Here is a 15,293-nt window from a genome sequence, read left to right as displayed (position 1 = left end):
TATTTAAAGGGGGAAAGTCTATTCCAAATCCCCCGCGACGGACCGGCACCGCCGTGGCAGGCTTTAACCAGTAGTTAATTGGTTGGAGCAAAAGTCATGGCTCTCAAGCTGTCTGCCCCCGTTGGCGACAAGAAACGGATTACCAAGCCGGACCCGAAAACCGGCGAAAGCAAATTCAAACCGGTCAAGAACGCCCCCGCGGATGTCGAACTCGTCCGCCTGATGCTCAAGGCAAACGGCTATTCCGTCGAGATCAGCACCAAATGCGATGCCGGGCTGATCAAGACGATCCGGGATTTCCAGAAGAAGAAACTGGGTTTCCGCAAGCCTGACGGCATTGTCGATCCCGGCATGCGGACCTGGAACGCGGGCCTGCCTAAACTGGCCGCCCAGGTGTCGGCCGACGCCAAGATCGAACGGGTCGAGGTTGTCGAGAACGGCAAGACCAAGCTGATCACCGTGGCCGAGTTCGAAGCCGGGCAGGAGGAACTGCGCCGCAAGCTGCTGGCCAAGGCGGAGATGATGTACGGCCAGGCGGAATCCTGGGTCGATTTCTGCAACGAGGTGGAAAACACCCGCCAGGGCAACGAGACCTTTCTGAATGCGCTGACGGAATTTGCCGTCAGCGTGGTCAACGACAAGACCGACCCGCCCTGGACCGCGATCCTGAACGCGCGCTCCGAGGCGAGCCTGATGAAGACCCTGACCAGCAAGAAGAAGCCGGACTGGAAGAAGGTCTACAAGCAGGACGTCAAGGCGACCAAGGCCTATAACAAGGGCGGCAAGGCCTTCCAGAAATTCATCGACCAGCGCATAAGCACCGCAGGCGCCATTATCTGGAAGCTGGAGGTGGTGCGCGAGGTGTCCTTTGCCGTGGTCGAAACCTATATGACCGCCCGCCTGATCGCGACCAAGGGCATGTCACCGGCCAAGGCCCACGCTATTGCCGCCGCCAGCACCGAGGCGCTGAAATCCAGCGCCGGCCAGCTGGGCGAGCATCTGGCGGGCAACAAGGTCACCTGGGACGGCGCTGCCAAGAAAGTCTTCATCGACAGCTTCATTGCGGGCCTTGCCGGGGCCGCGGGCGGCAAGCTGACGGCCAAGATCTCTGCCGGTCTCGCCGATGACCTGGCCAAGGCTGCGGCCTCCAGGCTGTCGCGCGAGATGCCCAAGAAGGCAGTCAAGGTCTTCTTTGAGAAGTTCCTGAAGTCCAAGGCCGGCGAGGCCATGGTGACAGAGGCGCTGAAGGAAACCATCGGCCTGGCCAAACCCTTGATCGAAAAGGGCCGCCCGCCGAACACCAAGGAAATCAAGGAAAGCATCGCCAAGATCCTGACCGCGGGCATCATGTCTGCAGGCGCCGGCAAGGCGCTGGAGAAGTTCTCCTCGGGATTCACCTCCGGTGCCGAGAAATTCCTCAAGACCAAACTGGCGCCAGCTGCCATGGAAGGCGCGGTCAAGAAGGACCTGATCGCCAAATACGGCGCCAAGGCCACCGAGGATTTCATCAAGCTGCACGGCGACGCCATCTATGGCGAGATCGCCAAGCAGATCTCCGGCAAATCGCTCAGCAAATATGCGGGCGAGGTGCTGAACAGCTCGGACGGCTCGCAGTCGGCTGCGACCATGCAGAAACAGGCCAATGAGGCGATGCGCAAGGACATGGAGCTGCGCAAGAAGATCCAGAAGATCATCATGGCCGAGGCCAAACGCAATATGCCCAAGACTGCGGCCGCGCATTAACGCGGGTCTGCGGCCGGGGCAGGCTGCCGGAGGGGGCGGCAGCATGGGGGAAGCGTCATCTTGGTGCTTCCCCGCCAGCGTTTGGGCCGTTATGACGGGTTGGAATTAAGGAGCCCGTATTATGACCCAACTCACACCGCAGCCCGGTATCATGGACATCGCCCTGTACGAGGGCGGGGCTGCCCATGTGAAAGGGGTGAGCAATGTTGTGAAGCTCTCCTCGAACGAGAACCCGCTTGGCCCCAGCCCGCGCGCCATCCAGGCGATGCAGGAGGCGGCGGCCAGCATGCACCGCTATCCCAGCTCGGACCACGCGGCGCTGCGGCAGGCGATCGGCGAGGTGCACGGGCTGGAGCCGGAGCAGATCATCTGCGGTGCCGGCAGCGACGAGATCATCGCCTTCCTGTGCCAGGCCTATGCCGGCCCGGGCGACGAGGTTCTCTATACCGAGCACGGCTTTGCCATGTACCGCATCAGCGCGCTGGCCGCCGGGGCAACCCCGGTGGAGGTGAAAGAGCGCGAGCGCGTCACCGACGTCGACGCGCTGCTGGCGGGCTGCACCGAGCGCACCAAGCTGGTCTTCATCGCCAACCCCAACAACCCCACCGGCACCATGATCAGCGAGAGCGAGGTCGCGCGTCTGGCCGATGGCCTCCCCGATGGCGCGCTGCTGGTGCTGGACGGCGCCTATGCCGAATATGTCGAGGATTTCGATGCCGGCGCCGCGCTGATCGGCGCGCGCAGCAACGCCTTCATGACCCGCACCTTCTCCAAGATCTACGGCCTCGGCGGCGCCCGGATCGGCTGGGGATACGGCCCCAGCGAGATCATTAATGTCCTGAACCGGGTGCGCGGACCTTTCAATGTCTCCAGCACCGCGCTGGCGGGGGCAGAGGCCTCTGTGCGCGACACAGACTATGTGGATCATTGCCGGTCCGAGAACGCCAAGTGGCGCGCCTGGCTGGCCAATGCTCTGGGGGAACTCGGAGTGCCCTCGGATGTGTCCAGCACCAACTTCATCCTGGCCCGCTTCTCCAGCCAGGCAGAGGCGGAAGCCTGTGATCTCTACCTGCAAGCACAGGGCCTGATCGTGCGCCGGGTGGCGGGCTACAACCTGCCCGCCGCGCTGCGTATCACCATCGGCGACGAGGACTCCTGCCGCCGCATCGCGCAGGGCGTCAAAGCATTTAAAGAGGGGCAGGCATGAGCAATCAGGTTTACGGGCGCGTTGCGCTGATCGGGCTTGGCCTGATCGCGTCCTCGATGTTCTGGGCGATGAAACGGGCAGGCCTCGCGGGGGAAGTCACCGGCTATGCCCGCAGCGCGGAAACCCGCGAAACCGCCCACCGCATTGGACTGTGCGACCGCGTCTGCGACAGCGCGCGCGAGGCGGTTCAGGACGCCGATCTGGTGGTGCTCTGCGTGCCAGTCGGCGCCATGGGCCCGGTGATGGAAGACATCGCACCGGTCTTGAAGCCCGGCGCCACCGTCTCCGACGTGGGCTCGGTCAAACGCCATGTGATCGAGGCGGTGCAGCCGCACATCCCCGAGGGCGTGCATTTCGTGCCCGCCCACCCACTGGCCGGCACGGAGCATTCCGGCCCCGAATCCGGCTTTGCCGAACTGTTCGACAACCGCTGGTCGCTGCTGGTGCCGGTTGAAGGCACCGACCCGGAGGCCGTGGACCGCTTGCGCAAGCTGTGGGAAGGCATGGGCGCAAATGTCGACGTGATGGACGCCGATCACCACGACCTGGTGCTGGCCGTCACCTCGCACACGCCGCACCTGATTGCCTACACGATGGTGGGCGTGGCCGACGACCTGCGCCGGGTGACCGACAGTGAGGTGATCAAATACTCCGCCGCCGGTTTCCGCGACTTCACCCGCATCGCCGCCTCGGACCCCACCATGTGGCGCGACGTGTTCCTGACCAACAAGGACGCCACGCTGGAGATCCTGGGCCGTTTCACCGAGGAGCTTTTTGCCCTGCAACGTGCCATCCGCACCGGCGACGGGGAGCATTTGCACGACTACTTCACCCGCACCCGCGCCATCCGCCGCGGTATTATCGAGGCGGGGCAGGACACCGACGCGCCGGACTTTGGCCGAGGGCAGAAAAAATGATCCGGGCCGGTGCCGTCCTTGCGGCTTTGGTCTTGGCGGCGGCGCCGGCCTTGGCCCAGGACCCGCCGTCAAAAGCGCTCAAGCTTCTGGATATGGCCGCTCTCAGTGCCCCGGCAGCACCCCTGCCGCCCGTGCCGCTGCCGCAGGCCGGTGCTGGCAACCAAGCAACGGAGGTGCTGTTCGGCCGCAAGAAACGCCTCAAGGGCGCGGTTTGCGGCGACAAGGACATCAAGGGCGAGCCGGCCGGCGATGTTGCAGGCGCCTTGCCCGGCTGTGGCGCCAAGGATGCGGTCATGGTGCGTGAAATCGCCGGGGTGCGGCTCAGCCAGACTTCGCTGATGACCTGCAACACCGCGCGGGCGCTGAAGACCTGGATCAACCGCGAGGTGGAAACCGCCTTCGGGCGCCGCAACAAGGTGGTCGGCCTGCGCGTTGCCGCCCATTACGCCTGCCGCACCCGCAACAACCGCCCCGGGGCCAAGATTTCGGAGCACGGAAGGGCCCGGGCGATCGATATTTCCGGCTTCACCCTGGAAAGCGGTGAGACCATCACCGTTCTGCAGGGCTGGCAGAAGCGCAAGACCCGCAAGAAGCTGAAAAAGATCTGGCGCGCCGCCTGCGGCCCGTTCGGTACCGTGCTGGGCCCCGAGGCGGACCGTTATCACCGCGACCACTTCCACCTGGATGTTGCCCGCCACCGCGGCGGTACCTATTGCCGCTAGAAACCTGCTGCTCCCGGCCGCGCCTGTACTGTTTTCCGCGCCGCCCGGGGGCGGCAAGGATCCCCTGTTCATCTGGCTGAAAATATCCCGGAGCGCGAGGCAGAGCCTCGCATAACCCCATACTGCACAGCGGGAGGCAGGCTGCATGCAGGCCGCCGCAAGCCCGAGGCTCCCGCGCCTGAAAGTGCCCAAGGGCACATTACAGCCTTGGGCCGGGCGCGCTGCGCGCGCGAAGGGCTGCTGTGCGGCCCTTGACAGGCGATGCCTTTGTCAGCGGATGATCAGCCGCGGGGCGTGTCCCAGGGGCAGGGGGCCGAGCGTGACATAGCCGTCCGCAAACCCCAGTGCGATATCGAGATCATGCGGGTTGCCGCTGGCCTCCGCCAGCAGGCCAAGCACCCGCTCCACCGTGCCGCGCAAGGAGGGCGGCAGCGCGCCGGTGCGTTCAGCCATCAGCACCAGCCCGCGCCAGTTCTCTGCCTGCAGGGCAATCTCGCCCTCCGGCAGGCCGGTCTCGTCCACCGTCAGCGCGCCCGCTGCCTTGAGCCGCAGGTCGCCCCAGCGGGCGTCGGCCAGCTTCAGATCGATCCGCCGCGGTTGCGGCCGCTGCTGCTCCAGCGCCGACCGGTCCCAGGGCTTGTCAAAGGCAACTGTCATCTCCAGCGCCAGCGTATCGAAACGCTCCGGCAGGGCAGAACTGGCCGCCAGCAGGCGGCGCCAGGCCGCACGCGGCGCAAACTCCCGGGCTTCGGCGGTGATCCGGTAGCTCTCGGGCCTGTCCGTTTGCACCATGCGCAGGTCCAGCGCCGCGCCGCTCAGCACCGTTTCGCCGCTGCGCTCGATCTGCCATGGGGCAGAGACCAGCGCCATGTCCTCCAGCTCCAGCGCCACGCCCGGCGCCAGGTTCAGGCTGGCCTGCAACCCCTGCGCGGTGATCACCGCGGTCCGGTCGAAATAGGACAGCTGCTGCGCCGAGGCGGGGAAACTCAGGGCGAGCTGCCCAGGCCATGCGGCGGGGTTTTCCAGCGCCAGCCAGTCCGCCCGCCAGGCGGTGCCGGTGCCCGGGTCGGCGAGCGCCGGGTGCTGGATGCGGGTCAGGTGCCGATGGGGATAGCCGCTCGTTTCCAGTCCTGAAAACTCGGCTTGCCAGCCCCGCCGCTCCTGCTCCGCGAACCAGGTTGCGATCCCTGTGCGCAGCCCCCAGGCCGCCGCCGCCCAGTACAGGCTCCACACCGCCGCAATGGCGATCAGCAGTTTTGCCAGGCGCATCGGATAGCCTCTTTTGTCCGCAACAGGATTGCTGTTTATAGGGGGGCAGCAGAAAGGGCCAGACGACATGACCATGTGGGTATTCGGATACGGATCGCTTCTTTGGAACCCCGGTTTCCCGGTGGCGCGGCGCGAGGTAGCGGTGCTGCATGGCTATGCGCGTTCTTTCTGCATGACCTCGATCCACCACCGCGGCACCGAGGACCACCCCGGCCTTGTGCTGGCGCTGGATGCGGTCGAAGGCGCCCACTGCAAGGGGCTGGCGCTGTCGGTGGAGACCGGCCACGAGGAGCAGACCCTGACCGAGCTGCGCGAACGCGAGCTGATCTCCTCGGCCTACCTGGAGCGCGACCTGGAGGTGGAACTGGCCGATGGCACGATGGTGACCGCCGTCACCTACGTGATCGACCCGCACCACGTGCAGTATTGCGGCGGCCTCAGCCTGGAGGAGCAGGCGCAGATGATCGCCCATGCGGTGGGCGGGCGCGGGCCGAACACCGAATACCTCTATAACACCGCCGAACATCTGGCCGAGATCGGCCTGCATGACAGCGATCTCGACTGGCTGGCCGGCCGGGTGCGGGAAATCACCGCATAAAGCCTTGGCGCTTCTGACACTTTGCTTATAGGCTGCGAACGCAATAAGAGCAGTCAAAAGTGTCAGGAGCCAAGACGTATGGCGCAGCCAGACCGCAAAACCCGGCCGCAGTTCTCCCAGCCGGTGCGGCAGATCATCATGATGCTGATCGCGCTTGGGCTCTCGGGCTTTGGCGCCTTTGTCGCCCTGCCGCGGGTGCTGCCGGTGTTTGAGGCCAACCCCTGGCTCAACGGCTTTATCGTCCTGGTGTTCGTGATCGGCGTGCTGGCCTGTTTCTGGCAGGTGGTGCAGCTCATTGGCTCGGTGCGCTGGATCGAGCGTTTTGCCGGGGGCGACAACCAGGAGCATCGCCGCCCGCCCTCGATGCTGGCGCCGCTGGCCTCGCTCCTGGGATCGCGCAGCGCGCGGATGCAGCTGGGCTCGGCCTCGACCCGCTCCATCCTGGACTCGGTCGCCAGCCGCATCGACGAAGACCGGGAGATCACGAGGTACATCGTCAACCTGCTGATCTTCCTGGGTCTTCTGGGGACCTTCTATGGCCTGGCCACCACCGTTCCCGCGGTGGTCGACACCATCCGCAGCCTGGCACCGCAGGAGGGCGAGGAGGGGCTTTCCGTCTTCAACCGCCTGATGACGGGCCTTGAGGCGCAGCTGGGCGGCATGGGCGTGGCCTTTGCCTCCTCGCTGCTGGGCCTGGCCGGATCGCTGATCGTGGGCCTTCTGGAACTCTTTGCGGGCCACGGCCAGAACCGGTTCTACCGCGAGCTGGAGGAATGGCTGTCCTCGATCACCCGCGTCAGCTTCTCCTCCGGCGAGGACGGCGCCGGCGACAGCGGTGTGGTCTCGCAGGTGCTCGACAACATGGCGGAGCAGATGGACGCGCTGCAGATGATGTTCGCCGAAACCTCCGAAGGCCGCGCGGCGGTGGACCAGAAACTTGGCGCGCTGGTGGAGACCATCCAGGAGATGAACCAGCGCCAGGAGCAGACCGGCACCATCACCGCGGCGCTGGACCGGGTTGCGGTGGGGCAGGAGGCGCTGACCGAAATCCTGCGCGCCCAGGGCGAACAGGGCGGCATCGACGCCGAAAGCCGGATGCGGCTGCGCTCGATCGACGTGCAGATGCTGCGCATCCTCGAGGAAATCTCGGCGGGCCGCCAGGAAAGCCTGGCAGAGCTGCGCAAGGACATCGACCTGATGATCAAGGCCTTCGCACGCCCGCGCGGGCTGTCGCGCGGAGGCATGCCGGGCCGGGACGCGGGGGAATAACTGATGGCCCTTTCCCGGCGCACAGGCCAGCGGTTCCAGGCCTCGATCTGGCCCGGGTTTGTCGATGCGATGACCGGGCTCCTCCTGGTGCTGATGTTCGTGCTGACCATCTTTATGGTGGTGCAATTTGTGCTGCGCGAGACCATTACAGGCCAGGAAAGCGAGCTGGATGAGCTCTCCGCCGAGGTGAGCGCACTGGCCGCCGCGCTGGGGCTGGAGGAGCGCGAAAACCGCCGGCTGAACGCTAGGCTGGGGGCGCTGACCTCGACGCTCAACACCGCGGAACAGGACCTGGAACAGGCGCGCAGCCTGATCACTTCGCTGACCGCGGAACGCGACCGGCAGGCAGGCGAACTGGCCGAGGCCGCCAGCCGCATCACCAGTTTCGAGGCGCAGGTGGCCGCCCTGATCGCCAGCCGCGATGCCGCGCAGGCCCGGGTCGCGGACCTGAGCGCTGAACGCGAAAGCCTGGAGGCGGCGCGTGCGGCCCTGCTGAGTGAGCAGGAGGCGCTGAACCTGGCGCTGGCCCAGGCCCGCGGCGAGATCGATGCCCAGGCGGAGGCCGCCCGGCTGGCCGCGGCAGAGCGTGAGGCGATGGAAGCCCTGATCGCCAGCCTGGAGGCGGAAGGCAGCGAACAGGCCGGCCGGATTTCCGAGTTGCAGGAACAGCTGAGCGCCGAGGAAGCCGCCCGCCTGGTGGAGGCCGCCGCTGCCGAAGCCCTGCGCGAAGAGCTGCAATCGGCAGATGCCGAGCTGACCGCGATGACCCTGGCGCTGGAGGCCCAGCGGCAGGAGGCGGAGGACACCCTGACCCTGCTGGCGGCAGCCGAAGCCGCGAAGAAACAGCTGGATGCGCAATTGTCCGAACTGGAGGCGGCCCGTGCAGGAGCTGACGCCGAAGCCGGGCGGCTGGCGGCAGAACTGGCGGAGGCCAAGGCCGCGCTGGCGGCGGCGGAAACCCAGGCCGGAGAACTGGATGTGTTGCGCCAGCGGCTGCTGGCGGCGGTCGCTGCGCAGGAGACGGCGGAGGCCAGCGCTTCCGAGCAATTGAGCCTTGCCGAGGAGCGCGCGGCCCTGCTGGCGCAGGCGCGCTCGGCTTTGTCCGAGGAACAGGTCCTGTCCGAGGAGGCGCGCCGCGAAACCGCGCTGCTCAACCAGCAGGTGGCGGCGCTGCGCGAACAGCTGGGCGGATTGCAGGCCATTCTCGATGACTATCAGGCCCGCGACGCCGCCCAGCAGGTGCAGCTGCAGAACCTGGGCCAGGATCTGAACGCGGCGCTGGCCCGCGCGGCCTCGGAAGAGCGCAAGCGGCGGCTGCTGGAAGAACAGGAGCGCAAGCGGCTGGAGGCCGAAGCCGAGGCGCTGGCGAGCAAGGCCCAGGATCTGGAGCGCTACCGGTCGGAGTTCTTTGGCCGCCTGCGCGATCTCCTGGGCACCCAGGAAGGCGTGCGCATCCAGGGCGACCGCTTTGTCTTTGCCTCTGAGGTGCTGTTTGCGCCCGGCAGCGCCACGCTGTCACCGGAGGGGCAGGTGGAGATCGCCAAGGTGGTGTCGATCCTGCAGAGCGTGGTGAGCGCGATCCCGCCGGAGATCAGCTGGATCATCCGGGTTGACGGCCACACCGATGACACGCCCTTGGGGGCGCATCCGAAGTTTGCCGACAACTGGGAGCTCAGCCAGGGCCGGGCGCTGTCGGTGGTGCGCTACATGGTCGAGGCGCTGGGGGTGCCGCCGTCGCGGCTGGCCGCCAACGGGTTCGGGGAATACCAGCCGGTGAACCCGGCAGACACGCCCGAAGCGCGCGCGCAGAACCGGCGGATTGAGCTGAAGTTCACCGAGAAGTAACCAGAGGTGAGGGGGCGGGGATCTGCCCGGCACTGGCGCTGGACTCTGCGGATGGGCTGCGAGCCCAACAGCGCCGCTGACGGAGGGAGGTGCAACCCGCTTCACTAATGGAGACAAGCTACTAGTTACGCACGGGTTGCTGCCCCACCGGGCAGTAGGGCTCTTCTAAAACTATTGCAAACTCGGGAGTTATCAACTTTGTGACGGAAAACGGCATGCACGTCGCGGCGGCTGTTGCCTCAAACTGCGCGCTCCCGCCCGGCGCCAGGCCGCCCTGCTGGGGCGTCCGCGCCCGTTGGGCCAGGCAGATGCCGGGGCTGCTGCCCCGGCATCTGCGGCACCATGAGCCTGAAAGCGTTATTGCGAGGCGGCGCTGAGTGTCATGCTGCTGCTGAAGCTGTCCACTTCGCTGCCGCCGCGCAGCAGCCGGGCCGTGCCGGTATAGCTGCCCTGAGGCCAGGACCCGCCGCGCAGACGGCGGCCGGTGGCGCGGAAGAACTGCGCCTGATCCTTTTTCAGGGCTTCTCTTTGGGTGACAAGCTCGCCGCTTGGGCCGGTCACCGTCAGCTCCAGCGTGTCGCCGGCCTGGCCGCCAAAGGCATAGGCCCAGAAAACAAAGGCCGGCGCATCCGCGGCCAGCGGCGCCTCGTCCGCGGTGCCATCCTTGATGGCCTGGTATTGGGGGATAGCGGTGCTGAAGCCTGCGCCCAGCACTCCGCCGGGCTGGTAGGCCGGCGGATCGGCCCAGAGCGTCTGCCCGGACGGGCCGGCGCAGGTGCCGAAGCTGTCCGGGGCAAACGGGTCAACCACCGCGCCGTCCTTGCGGACAGACAGATGCAGATGCGGGAACTGGGTCTTGCCGGACAGGCCGACTTCGCCCAGCACGTCGCCGGCCTTGACCTTCATGCCGCTCTGCACCCGGACCGAGCCGCGCTTCATGTGGCAATACTGGGTTTCCCAGCCGCCCCCGTGGCGCAGCACCACGCCGTTGCCGCATTCCTTGCCTTCGATGGCCGCGGCGTTTTCGTCCGTCGCATATTGATCCGGCATGCTGTTGCGGGTGCCCAGGACGACGCCATCCGCGGCGGCGCGGACCGTGGCACCGGCCTGCATGTCCGAGAGATAGGGCAGGGCGATATCGGTGCCCTTGTGGCCCTCATAGCTGAGGGTGCCGCAGGTGAAATCCGTGGCCCCCGGTCCCGGGTCATGGTCCACGAACTGCTGGATGTGGCAGTCCTGGCCCAGGGTGCAGTCCAGCGGGAACTGCAAACGAAAATCGCCCGCCGCGGCGGGTGCGGCGAGCGATAAAGCGGTTAACAGGGCTGCGGAGCGCATCAGTCCGCGGTGAGGAGCGGCGGCCGGTCGCCGGAGATCCGCGGCTTGCCCGGACCCTCCAGCCGGAGGTCCAGCTTGCCATCCTTGATGCCGACCTTGACGACGCCGCCCTTGGTCAGCTTGCCGAACAGCAGCTCCTCGGCCAGCGGCTTCTTGATGTGCTCCTGGATCACCCGCCCCAGGGGCCGCGCGCCCATACGGTCGTCGTAGCCCTTGTCGGCCAGCCATTCGGCGGCCTTGCGGGTCAGCTCGATCGAGACGTTGCGGTCCATCAGCTGAGCTTCCAGCTGCAGCACGAACTTCTCGACCACCTGCAGGATCACCTCTTTCGACAGCGGCGCGAAGGAGATCACCGCGTCCAGACGGTTGCGGAACTCCGGCGTGAAGGTGCGCTCGATCGCGGCGGTATCCTCGCCCTCGCGGCGGTCGCGGCCAAAGCCGATGGCAGCCTTTGCCTGCTCGGAGGCACCCGCGTTGGAGGTCATGATCAGGATCACATTGCGGAAGTTCACGGTGCGGCCGTTGTGGTCGGTCAGCTGGCCGTTGTCCATCACCTGCAACAGGATGTTGTAGACGTCCGGATGCGCCTTCTCGATCTCATCGAGCAGCAGCACGCAATGCGGGTGCTGGTCGACACCATCGGTCAGCAGACCGCCCTGGTCGAACCCGACGTAGCCCGGAGGCGCGCCGATCAGGCGGGAGACCGCGTGCTTCTCCATGTACTCCGACATATCGAAGCGCAGAAGTTCCACACCCAGCTGATCTGCCAGTTGCTTGGCCACTTCGGTCTTGCCGACGCCGGTGGGGCCCGCAAACAGGTAGTTGCCGATCGGCTTCTCCGGTTCGCGCAAGCCTGCACGGGCCAGTTTGATGGCACTCGACAGCGCGGTGATCGCATCGTCCTGGCCGAAGACCACGCGTTTCAGCGAGTTCTCCAGATCCTTCAGCACCTCGGCATCGTCCTTGGAGACGTTCTTGGGCGGGATGCGGGCGATCTTCGCCACAACAGCCTCGATCTCCTTGACGCCGATGGTCTTGCGGCGCTTGCTTTCGATGATCAGGTGCTGCGCGGCGCCGGCCTCGTCGATCACGTCGATGGCCTTGTCCGGCAGCTTGCGGTCATTGATGTAGCGCGCCGACAGCTCCACCGCGGTCTTGATCGCTTCGCCGGTGAACTTGATGCCGTGATGCTCCTCGAAATAGGGCTTCAGGCCCTTCAGGATCTCGATGGAGTCCTCCACCGACGGCTCGTTCACGTCGATCTTCTGGAACCGGCGGGACAGGGCGCGGTCCTTCTCGAAGTGCTGGCGGAACTCCTTGTAGGTGGTGGAGCCCATGGTGCGCAGCTTGCCGCCCTGCAGCGCAGGTTTCAGCAGGTTGGACGCGTCCATTGCGCCGCCCGAAGTGGCGCCGGCACCGATCACGGTGTGGATCTCGTCGATAAACAGCACCGCGTCCGGGTGGTCCTCTAGTTCGGAGACCACGGCCTTCAGCCGTTCCTCGAAATCGCCGCGGTAGCGGGTGCCTGCCAGCAGCGCGCCCATGTCGAGCGAATAGATGGTGGTTTCCGACAGAACCTCGGGGGTTTCGCCGGCCACGATCTTGCGCGCCAGGCCTTCCGCGATGGCAGTCTTGCCGACACCGGGGTCGCCCACCAGCAGCGGGTTGTTCTTGCGGCGGCGGCACAGCACCTGGATGCAGCGCTCCACCTCGTGATCGCGGCCGATCAGCGGGTCGATGTCGCCGTCGCGGGATTTCGCATTCAGATCGACGCAGTACTTGGCCAGCGCCGACTCCTTCTTCTCGCCTTCGGGGGCAGCGGTCAGGTTGTCCTCTTCCTGCTCCGTTGCGCCGGTCACCGGGCGGGACTCCCCGTAGGCCGGGTCCTTGGCGACGCCGTGGGCGATGAAGTTCACCGCGTCATAGCGGGTCATCTCCTGGTCCTGCAGGAAATAGGCGGCATCGCTTTCGCGTTCGGCAAAGATCGCCACCAGCACATTGGCGCCTGTCACCTCGGTGCGGCCGGAGCTTTGGACGTGGATCGCGGCGCGCTGGATAACGCGCTGGAAGGCGGCGGTCGGCACCGCCTCCGATCCGTCGATATCGGTCACAAGGTTGGCAAGATCCTCATCCACGAATTCCACCAGGGAGGATCGCAATTCGGTCAGGTCGACACTGCAGGCGCGCATCACGCGGGCCGCGTCGGGCTCGTCGATCAGGGCCAGAAGCAGATGTTCCAGGGTTGCGAATTCATGACGGCGTTCATTCGCCAGCGCAAGCGCTGCGTGAATGGCCTGTTCCAGGGTGCTCGAGAATGAAGGCACGGGCGTGCTCCTCTGATCTTGGGTTGGCCGGCGGGGCGGTATTAACCAACCCCTCAGTTCAACCATGTGCTTATATGGTTAGAGTTTGGTTGATAGAGCGCCGGCTTCAAGGGCTTTTCTTCATTTTGGGGTCACAATTATTTTCTCCCTGTTGCACCCCGGGGCCCTTGATTTGCTCAGAAATTGTCTTTGCGTTTGCGGATTTCGGCAAAAACTTCTGCGTCTTCAGCATCTTCCATGCCCAGGTGCGCTCTGATGGCATTGTTGCCCGCGCGCAGGAACGGATTGGTGTCAAGTTCCAATCGCAAGGACGAAGGCACTGTTGGAACACCCTTTTCCCGCGCGCTCGCGATATCGCGGATGCGGTCCTGCAACGCCGGGTTGCCGGGATCCACGGTGACCGCAAAGGCACCGTTAGCCTGGGTGTATTCATGCCCGGAGTAAACCATAGTTTGCGGCGGCAGAGCGGCAAGACGCGACAGGCTGGACCACATCTGCTTTGGGGTGCCCTCGAACAGCCGCCCGCATCCCAGCGCCATCAGGCTGTCGGCAGTGAACACCGCCTCTGCGCCAGGGATGTAAAAGGCGATGTGGCCCACCGTGTGGCCGGAGACATCCATCACCTGCACCTCTTCGCCCAGCAGGGAGAATGTGCCGCCGTCTTCCACCGTCCTATCCAGCGGCGGCAGCCTATGGGCGTCTCCTTGCGCGCCGATCACCTTGGCGCCAAAGGCGTCCTGCAACTGCGCAACCCCGTCGACATGGTCCCAGTGGTGATGTGTCAGCAGGATCCAGTCCAGCCCCCAGCCGCGGTCCGACAGCGCTGCCTTGATGGCGCCGGCTTCGGGCGCATCCACCAGCGCGGTTTCGCCCGAGGCCGGATTATGGATCAAAAAGGCATAGTTATCAGACAGGCAGGGCAGGGTGATGATCTCAAGAGGCATGGCCATTCGCCTTTACATTGCTAAACTGCGCCCAGATTGGCCGAAGCAGCAGGCGCCCGCAATGCATCTTGATGTGCAGGATTTGAGGAACTTCTATTACCGCAGCACGCTGGGCCGTGCGGCGCAGGCCTCGATCCGCGGCCGCCTGCTAGAGCTGTGGCCGGAGGCGGAGGGGCAGACGGTGGCGGGCTTCGGCTTTGCCGCGCCGCTGCTGCGCCCCTACCTGCCGGACGCGCGCCGGGTGATGGCGCTGATGCCGGGGCCGCAGGGGGTGATGCAATGGCCGGCGGGGATGCCCAATGTCTCGGTTCTGTGCGAGGAGACCAGCTGGCCCATAGATACCGGGCGGGCCGACCGGCTGGTGGTGCTGCACGGGCTGGAAACCTCGGAACGGCCCTCCCGCCTGCTGGAGGAATGCTGGCGGGTGCTGGGGCCGGGCGGGCGGGCGATTTTCATCGTGCCGAACCGGGCCGGGCTCTGGGCGCGCTCGGATCTGACCCCATTCGGCTATGGCCGCCCCTATACCCTGCGCCAGCTCGAAGGCCAGCTGCGCGAGCATCAGTTCGCCATCGAGCAGCACACCGCGGCGCTGTACCGGCTGCCCAGCCACAAGCGGTTCTGGCTCAAATCCGGCGCCATGCTGGAGAAGATGGGGCGCAAACTGCCGGCAATGCTGGCCGGCGGCGTGTTCATGGTCGAGGTCAGCAAGCAGACCTACCCGCAGAAGGGCCACATGATCCGCACCAAGACCCCCAGCCGCATCCGGGTGCTGGAAGGCCTGTCCAACCCGATGCCGGAACCGGCCTGACCCCGCGGGTGCCGATTTCGATTCCCGGAAACTGCCGAAGGGGCCTCAGGAGTGCGCCAAAAGCGGCCTCAGCACCGATATGTGACGTTTTTTGGCGCAAATGCCGCTTTCCGGAATCGCAAAATCCTGCAGTTCAGCCGCACTTTTTTATTTAACGACTGTGGTCAAAGGGCCGCACTTCCTGCAAGCCTTTGAAAACACGGGAAACATGCTTTCATATGTTACCGTTATAGACAGTTGATAGGTCGCATCCGCTCTGCTAGACCCACGCTGATTTCAACGCCCCGCTGCCAATGGGGGATGACTCACGCC

At 65.6% G+C, this 15,293-nt stretch carries 12 protein-coding genes; 8 read left to right on the top strand and 4 right to left on the bottom strand.

From position 1 onward, the window contains the following. Positions 1-96 precede the first annotated feature (96 nt). The 4 genes from ACFMBG_RS11065 (at position 97) to ACFMBG_RS11050 (ending at position 4,589) form a co-directional block, all read left to right on the top strand. Positions 97-1,743, top strand: coding sequence for a peptidoglycan-binding protein (locus ACFMBG_RS11065; RefSeq protein WP_421054750.1), 1,647 nt, complete (start codon positions 97-99; stop codon positions 1,741-1,743). A 121-nt stretch (positions 1,744-1,864) separates the two neighbouring features. Further along, positions 1,865-2,950, top strand: coding sequence for a histidinol-phosphate transaminase (gene hisC, locus ACFMBG_RS11060; protein WP_421054749.1), 1,086 nt, complete (start codon positions 1,865-1,867; stop codon positions 2,948-2,950). Next, positions 2,947-3,867: a prephenate/arogenate dehydrogenase family protein gene (locus ACFMBG_RS11055; protein ID WP_421054748.1), complete on the top strand. Its 921-nt coding sequence runs from the start codon at positions 2,947-2,949 to the stop codon at positions 3,865-3,867. Before hisC ends, ACFMBG_RS11055 begins: the two co-directional genes overlap by 4 nt. After that, positions 3,864-4,589: an extensin-like domain-containing protein gene (locus tag ACFMBG_RS11050; RefSeq protein WP_421054747.1), complete on the top strand. Its 726-nt coding sequence runs from the start codon at positions 3,864-3,866 to the stop codon at positions 4,587-4,589. Before ACFMBG_RS11055 ends, ACFMBG_RS11050 begins: the two co-directional genes overlap by 4 nt. Before the next feature lie 270 nt (positions 4,590-4,859). On the opposite strand, the gene ACFMBG_RS11045 is transcribed toward ACFMBG_RS11050, so the two are convergent. Next, positions 4,860-5,858, bottom strand: coding sequence for a DUF2125 domain-containing protein (locus tag ACFMBG_RS11045; protein WP_421054746.1), 999 nt, complete (start codon positions 5,856-5,858; stop codon positions 4,860-4,862). A 67-nt stretch (positions 5,859-5,925) separates the two neighbouring features. On the opposite strand from ACFMBG_RS11045, the gene ACFMBG_RS11040 reads away from it, so the two are divergent. The 3 genes from ACFMBG_RS11040 to ACFMBG_RS11030 all read left to right on the top strand — a co-directional run bounded on the left by ACFMBG_RS11040 (position 5,926) and on the right by ACFMBG_RS11030 (position 9,570). Next, positions 5,926-6,456, top strand: a complete 531-nt coding sequence (locus ACFMBG_RS11040) for a gamma-glutamylcyclotransferase (RefSeq protein WP_421054745.1) — start codon at positions 5,926-5,928, stop codon at positions 6,454-6,456. Between the two features lie 78 nt (positions 6,457-6,534). Then, complete coding sequence (locus tag ACFMBG_RS11035) at positions 6,535-7,725, top strand: biopolymer transporter ExbB (protein WP_421054744.1); 1,191 nt, start codon at positions 6,535-6,537, stop codon at positions 7,723-7,725. A 3-nt stretch (positions 7,726-7,728) separates the two neighbouring features. Continuing rightward, positions 7,729-9,570, top strand: coding sequence for a peptidoglycan -binding protein (locus ACFMBG_RS11030; RefSeq protein WP_421054743.1), 1,842 nt, complete (start codon positions 7,729-7,731; stop codon positions 9,568-9,570). 357 nt (positions 9,571-9,927) lie between these two features. Here the strand turns inward: ACFMBG_RS11030 and ACFMBG_RS11025 are convergent, their stop codons facing one another. The 3 genes from ACFMBG_RS11025 to gloB all read right to left on the bottom strand — a co-directional run bounded on the left by ACFMBG_RS11025 (position 9,928) and on the right by gloB (position 14,179). Further along, complete coding sequence (locus tag ACFMBG_RS11025; RefSeq protein ID WP_421054742.1) at positions 9,928-10,905, bottom strand: M23 family metallopeptidase; 978 nt, start codon at positions 10,903-10,905, stop codon at positions 9,928-9,930. Beyond that, positions 10,905-13,229: an ATP-dependent Clp protease ATP-binding subunit ClpA gene (clpA, locus tag ACFMBG_RS11020; RefSeq protein WP_421054741.1), complete on the bottom strand. Its 2,325-nt coding sequence runs from the start codon at positions 13,227-13,229 to the stop codon at positions 10,905-10,907. Before clpA ends, ACFMBG_RS11025 begins: the two co-directional genes overlap by 1 nt. A 176-nt stretch (positions 13,230-13,405) precedes the next feature. Continuing rightward, entirely contained in the window at positions 13,406-14,179 is a 774-nt protein-coding gene (gene gloB / locus ACFMBG_RS11015) for a hydroxyacylglutathione hydrolase (RefSeq protein ID WP_421054740.1), read from the bottom strand. A gap of 55 nt (positions 14,180-14,234) precedes the next feature. Between gloB and ACFMBG_RS11010 the strand changes: the two genes are divergently transcribed. Next, on the top strand, positions 14,235-14,981 hold the full coding sequence (locus ACFMBG_RS11010; protein WP_421054739.1) for a class I SAM-dependent methyltransferase: 747 nt from the start codon (positions 14,235-14,237) through the stop codon (positions 14,979-14,981). The last annotated feature ends 312 nt before the right edge of the window (positions 14,982-15,293 follow it).

Source organism: Leisingera coralii (assembly GCF_049056525.1).
Classification (GTDB): Bacteria; Pseudomonadota; Alphaproteobacteria; order Rhodobacterales; family Rhodobacteraceae; genus Leisingera; species Leisingera coralii.
The sequence above is the reverse complement of the archived record's forward strand: the minus strand, read 5'-3'. Positions and strand labels throughout refer to the sequence as shown.

Coding starts and splice junctions, on each gene's coding strand:
- ACFMBG_RS11065 (WP_421054750.1), top strand. CDS start 97: ATGGCTCTCAAGCTGTCTGCCCCCGTTGGCGACAAGAAACGGATTACC.
- ACFMBG_RS11030 (WP_421054743.1), top strand. CDS start 7,729: ATGGCCCTTTCCCGGCGCACAGGCCAGCGGTTCCAGGCCTCGATCTGG.
- ACFMBG_RS11035 (WP_421054744.1), top strand. CDS start 6,535: ATGGCGCAGCCAGACCGCAAAACCCGGCCGCAGTTCTCCCAGCCGGTG.
- hisC (WP_421054749.1), top strand. CDS start 1,865: ATGACCCAACTCACACCGCAGCCCGGTATCATGGACATCGCCCTGTAC.
- ACFMBG_RS11010 (WP_421054739.1), top strand. CDS start 14,235: ATGCATCTTGATGTGCAGGATTTGAGGAACTTCTATTACCGCAGCACG.
- ACFMBG_RS11050 (WP_421054747.1), top strand. CDS start 3,864: ATGATCCGGGCCGGTGCCGTCCTTGCGGCTTTGGTCTTGGCGGCGGCG.
- gloB (WP_421054740.1), bottom strand. CDS start 14,179: ATGGCCATGCCTCTTGAGATCATCACCCTGCCCTGCCTGTCTGATAAC.
- ACFMBG_RS11025 (WP_421054742.1), bottom strand. CDS start 10,905: ATGCGCTCCGCAGCCCTGTTAACCGCTTTATCGCTCGCCGCACCCGCC.
- ACFMBG_RS11055 (WP_421054748.1), top strand. CDS start 2,947: ATGAGCAATCAGGTTTACGGGCGCGTTGCGCTGATCGGGCTTGGCCTG.
- ACFMBG_RS11045 (WP_421054746.1), bottom strand. CDS start 5,858: ATGCGCCTGGCAAAACTGCTGATCGCCATTGCGGCGGTGTGGAGCCTG.
- ACFMBG_RS11040 (WP_421054745.1), top strand. CDS start 5,926: ATGACCATGTGGGTATTCGGATACGGATCGCTTCTTTGGAACCCCGGT.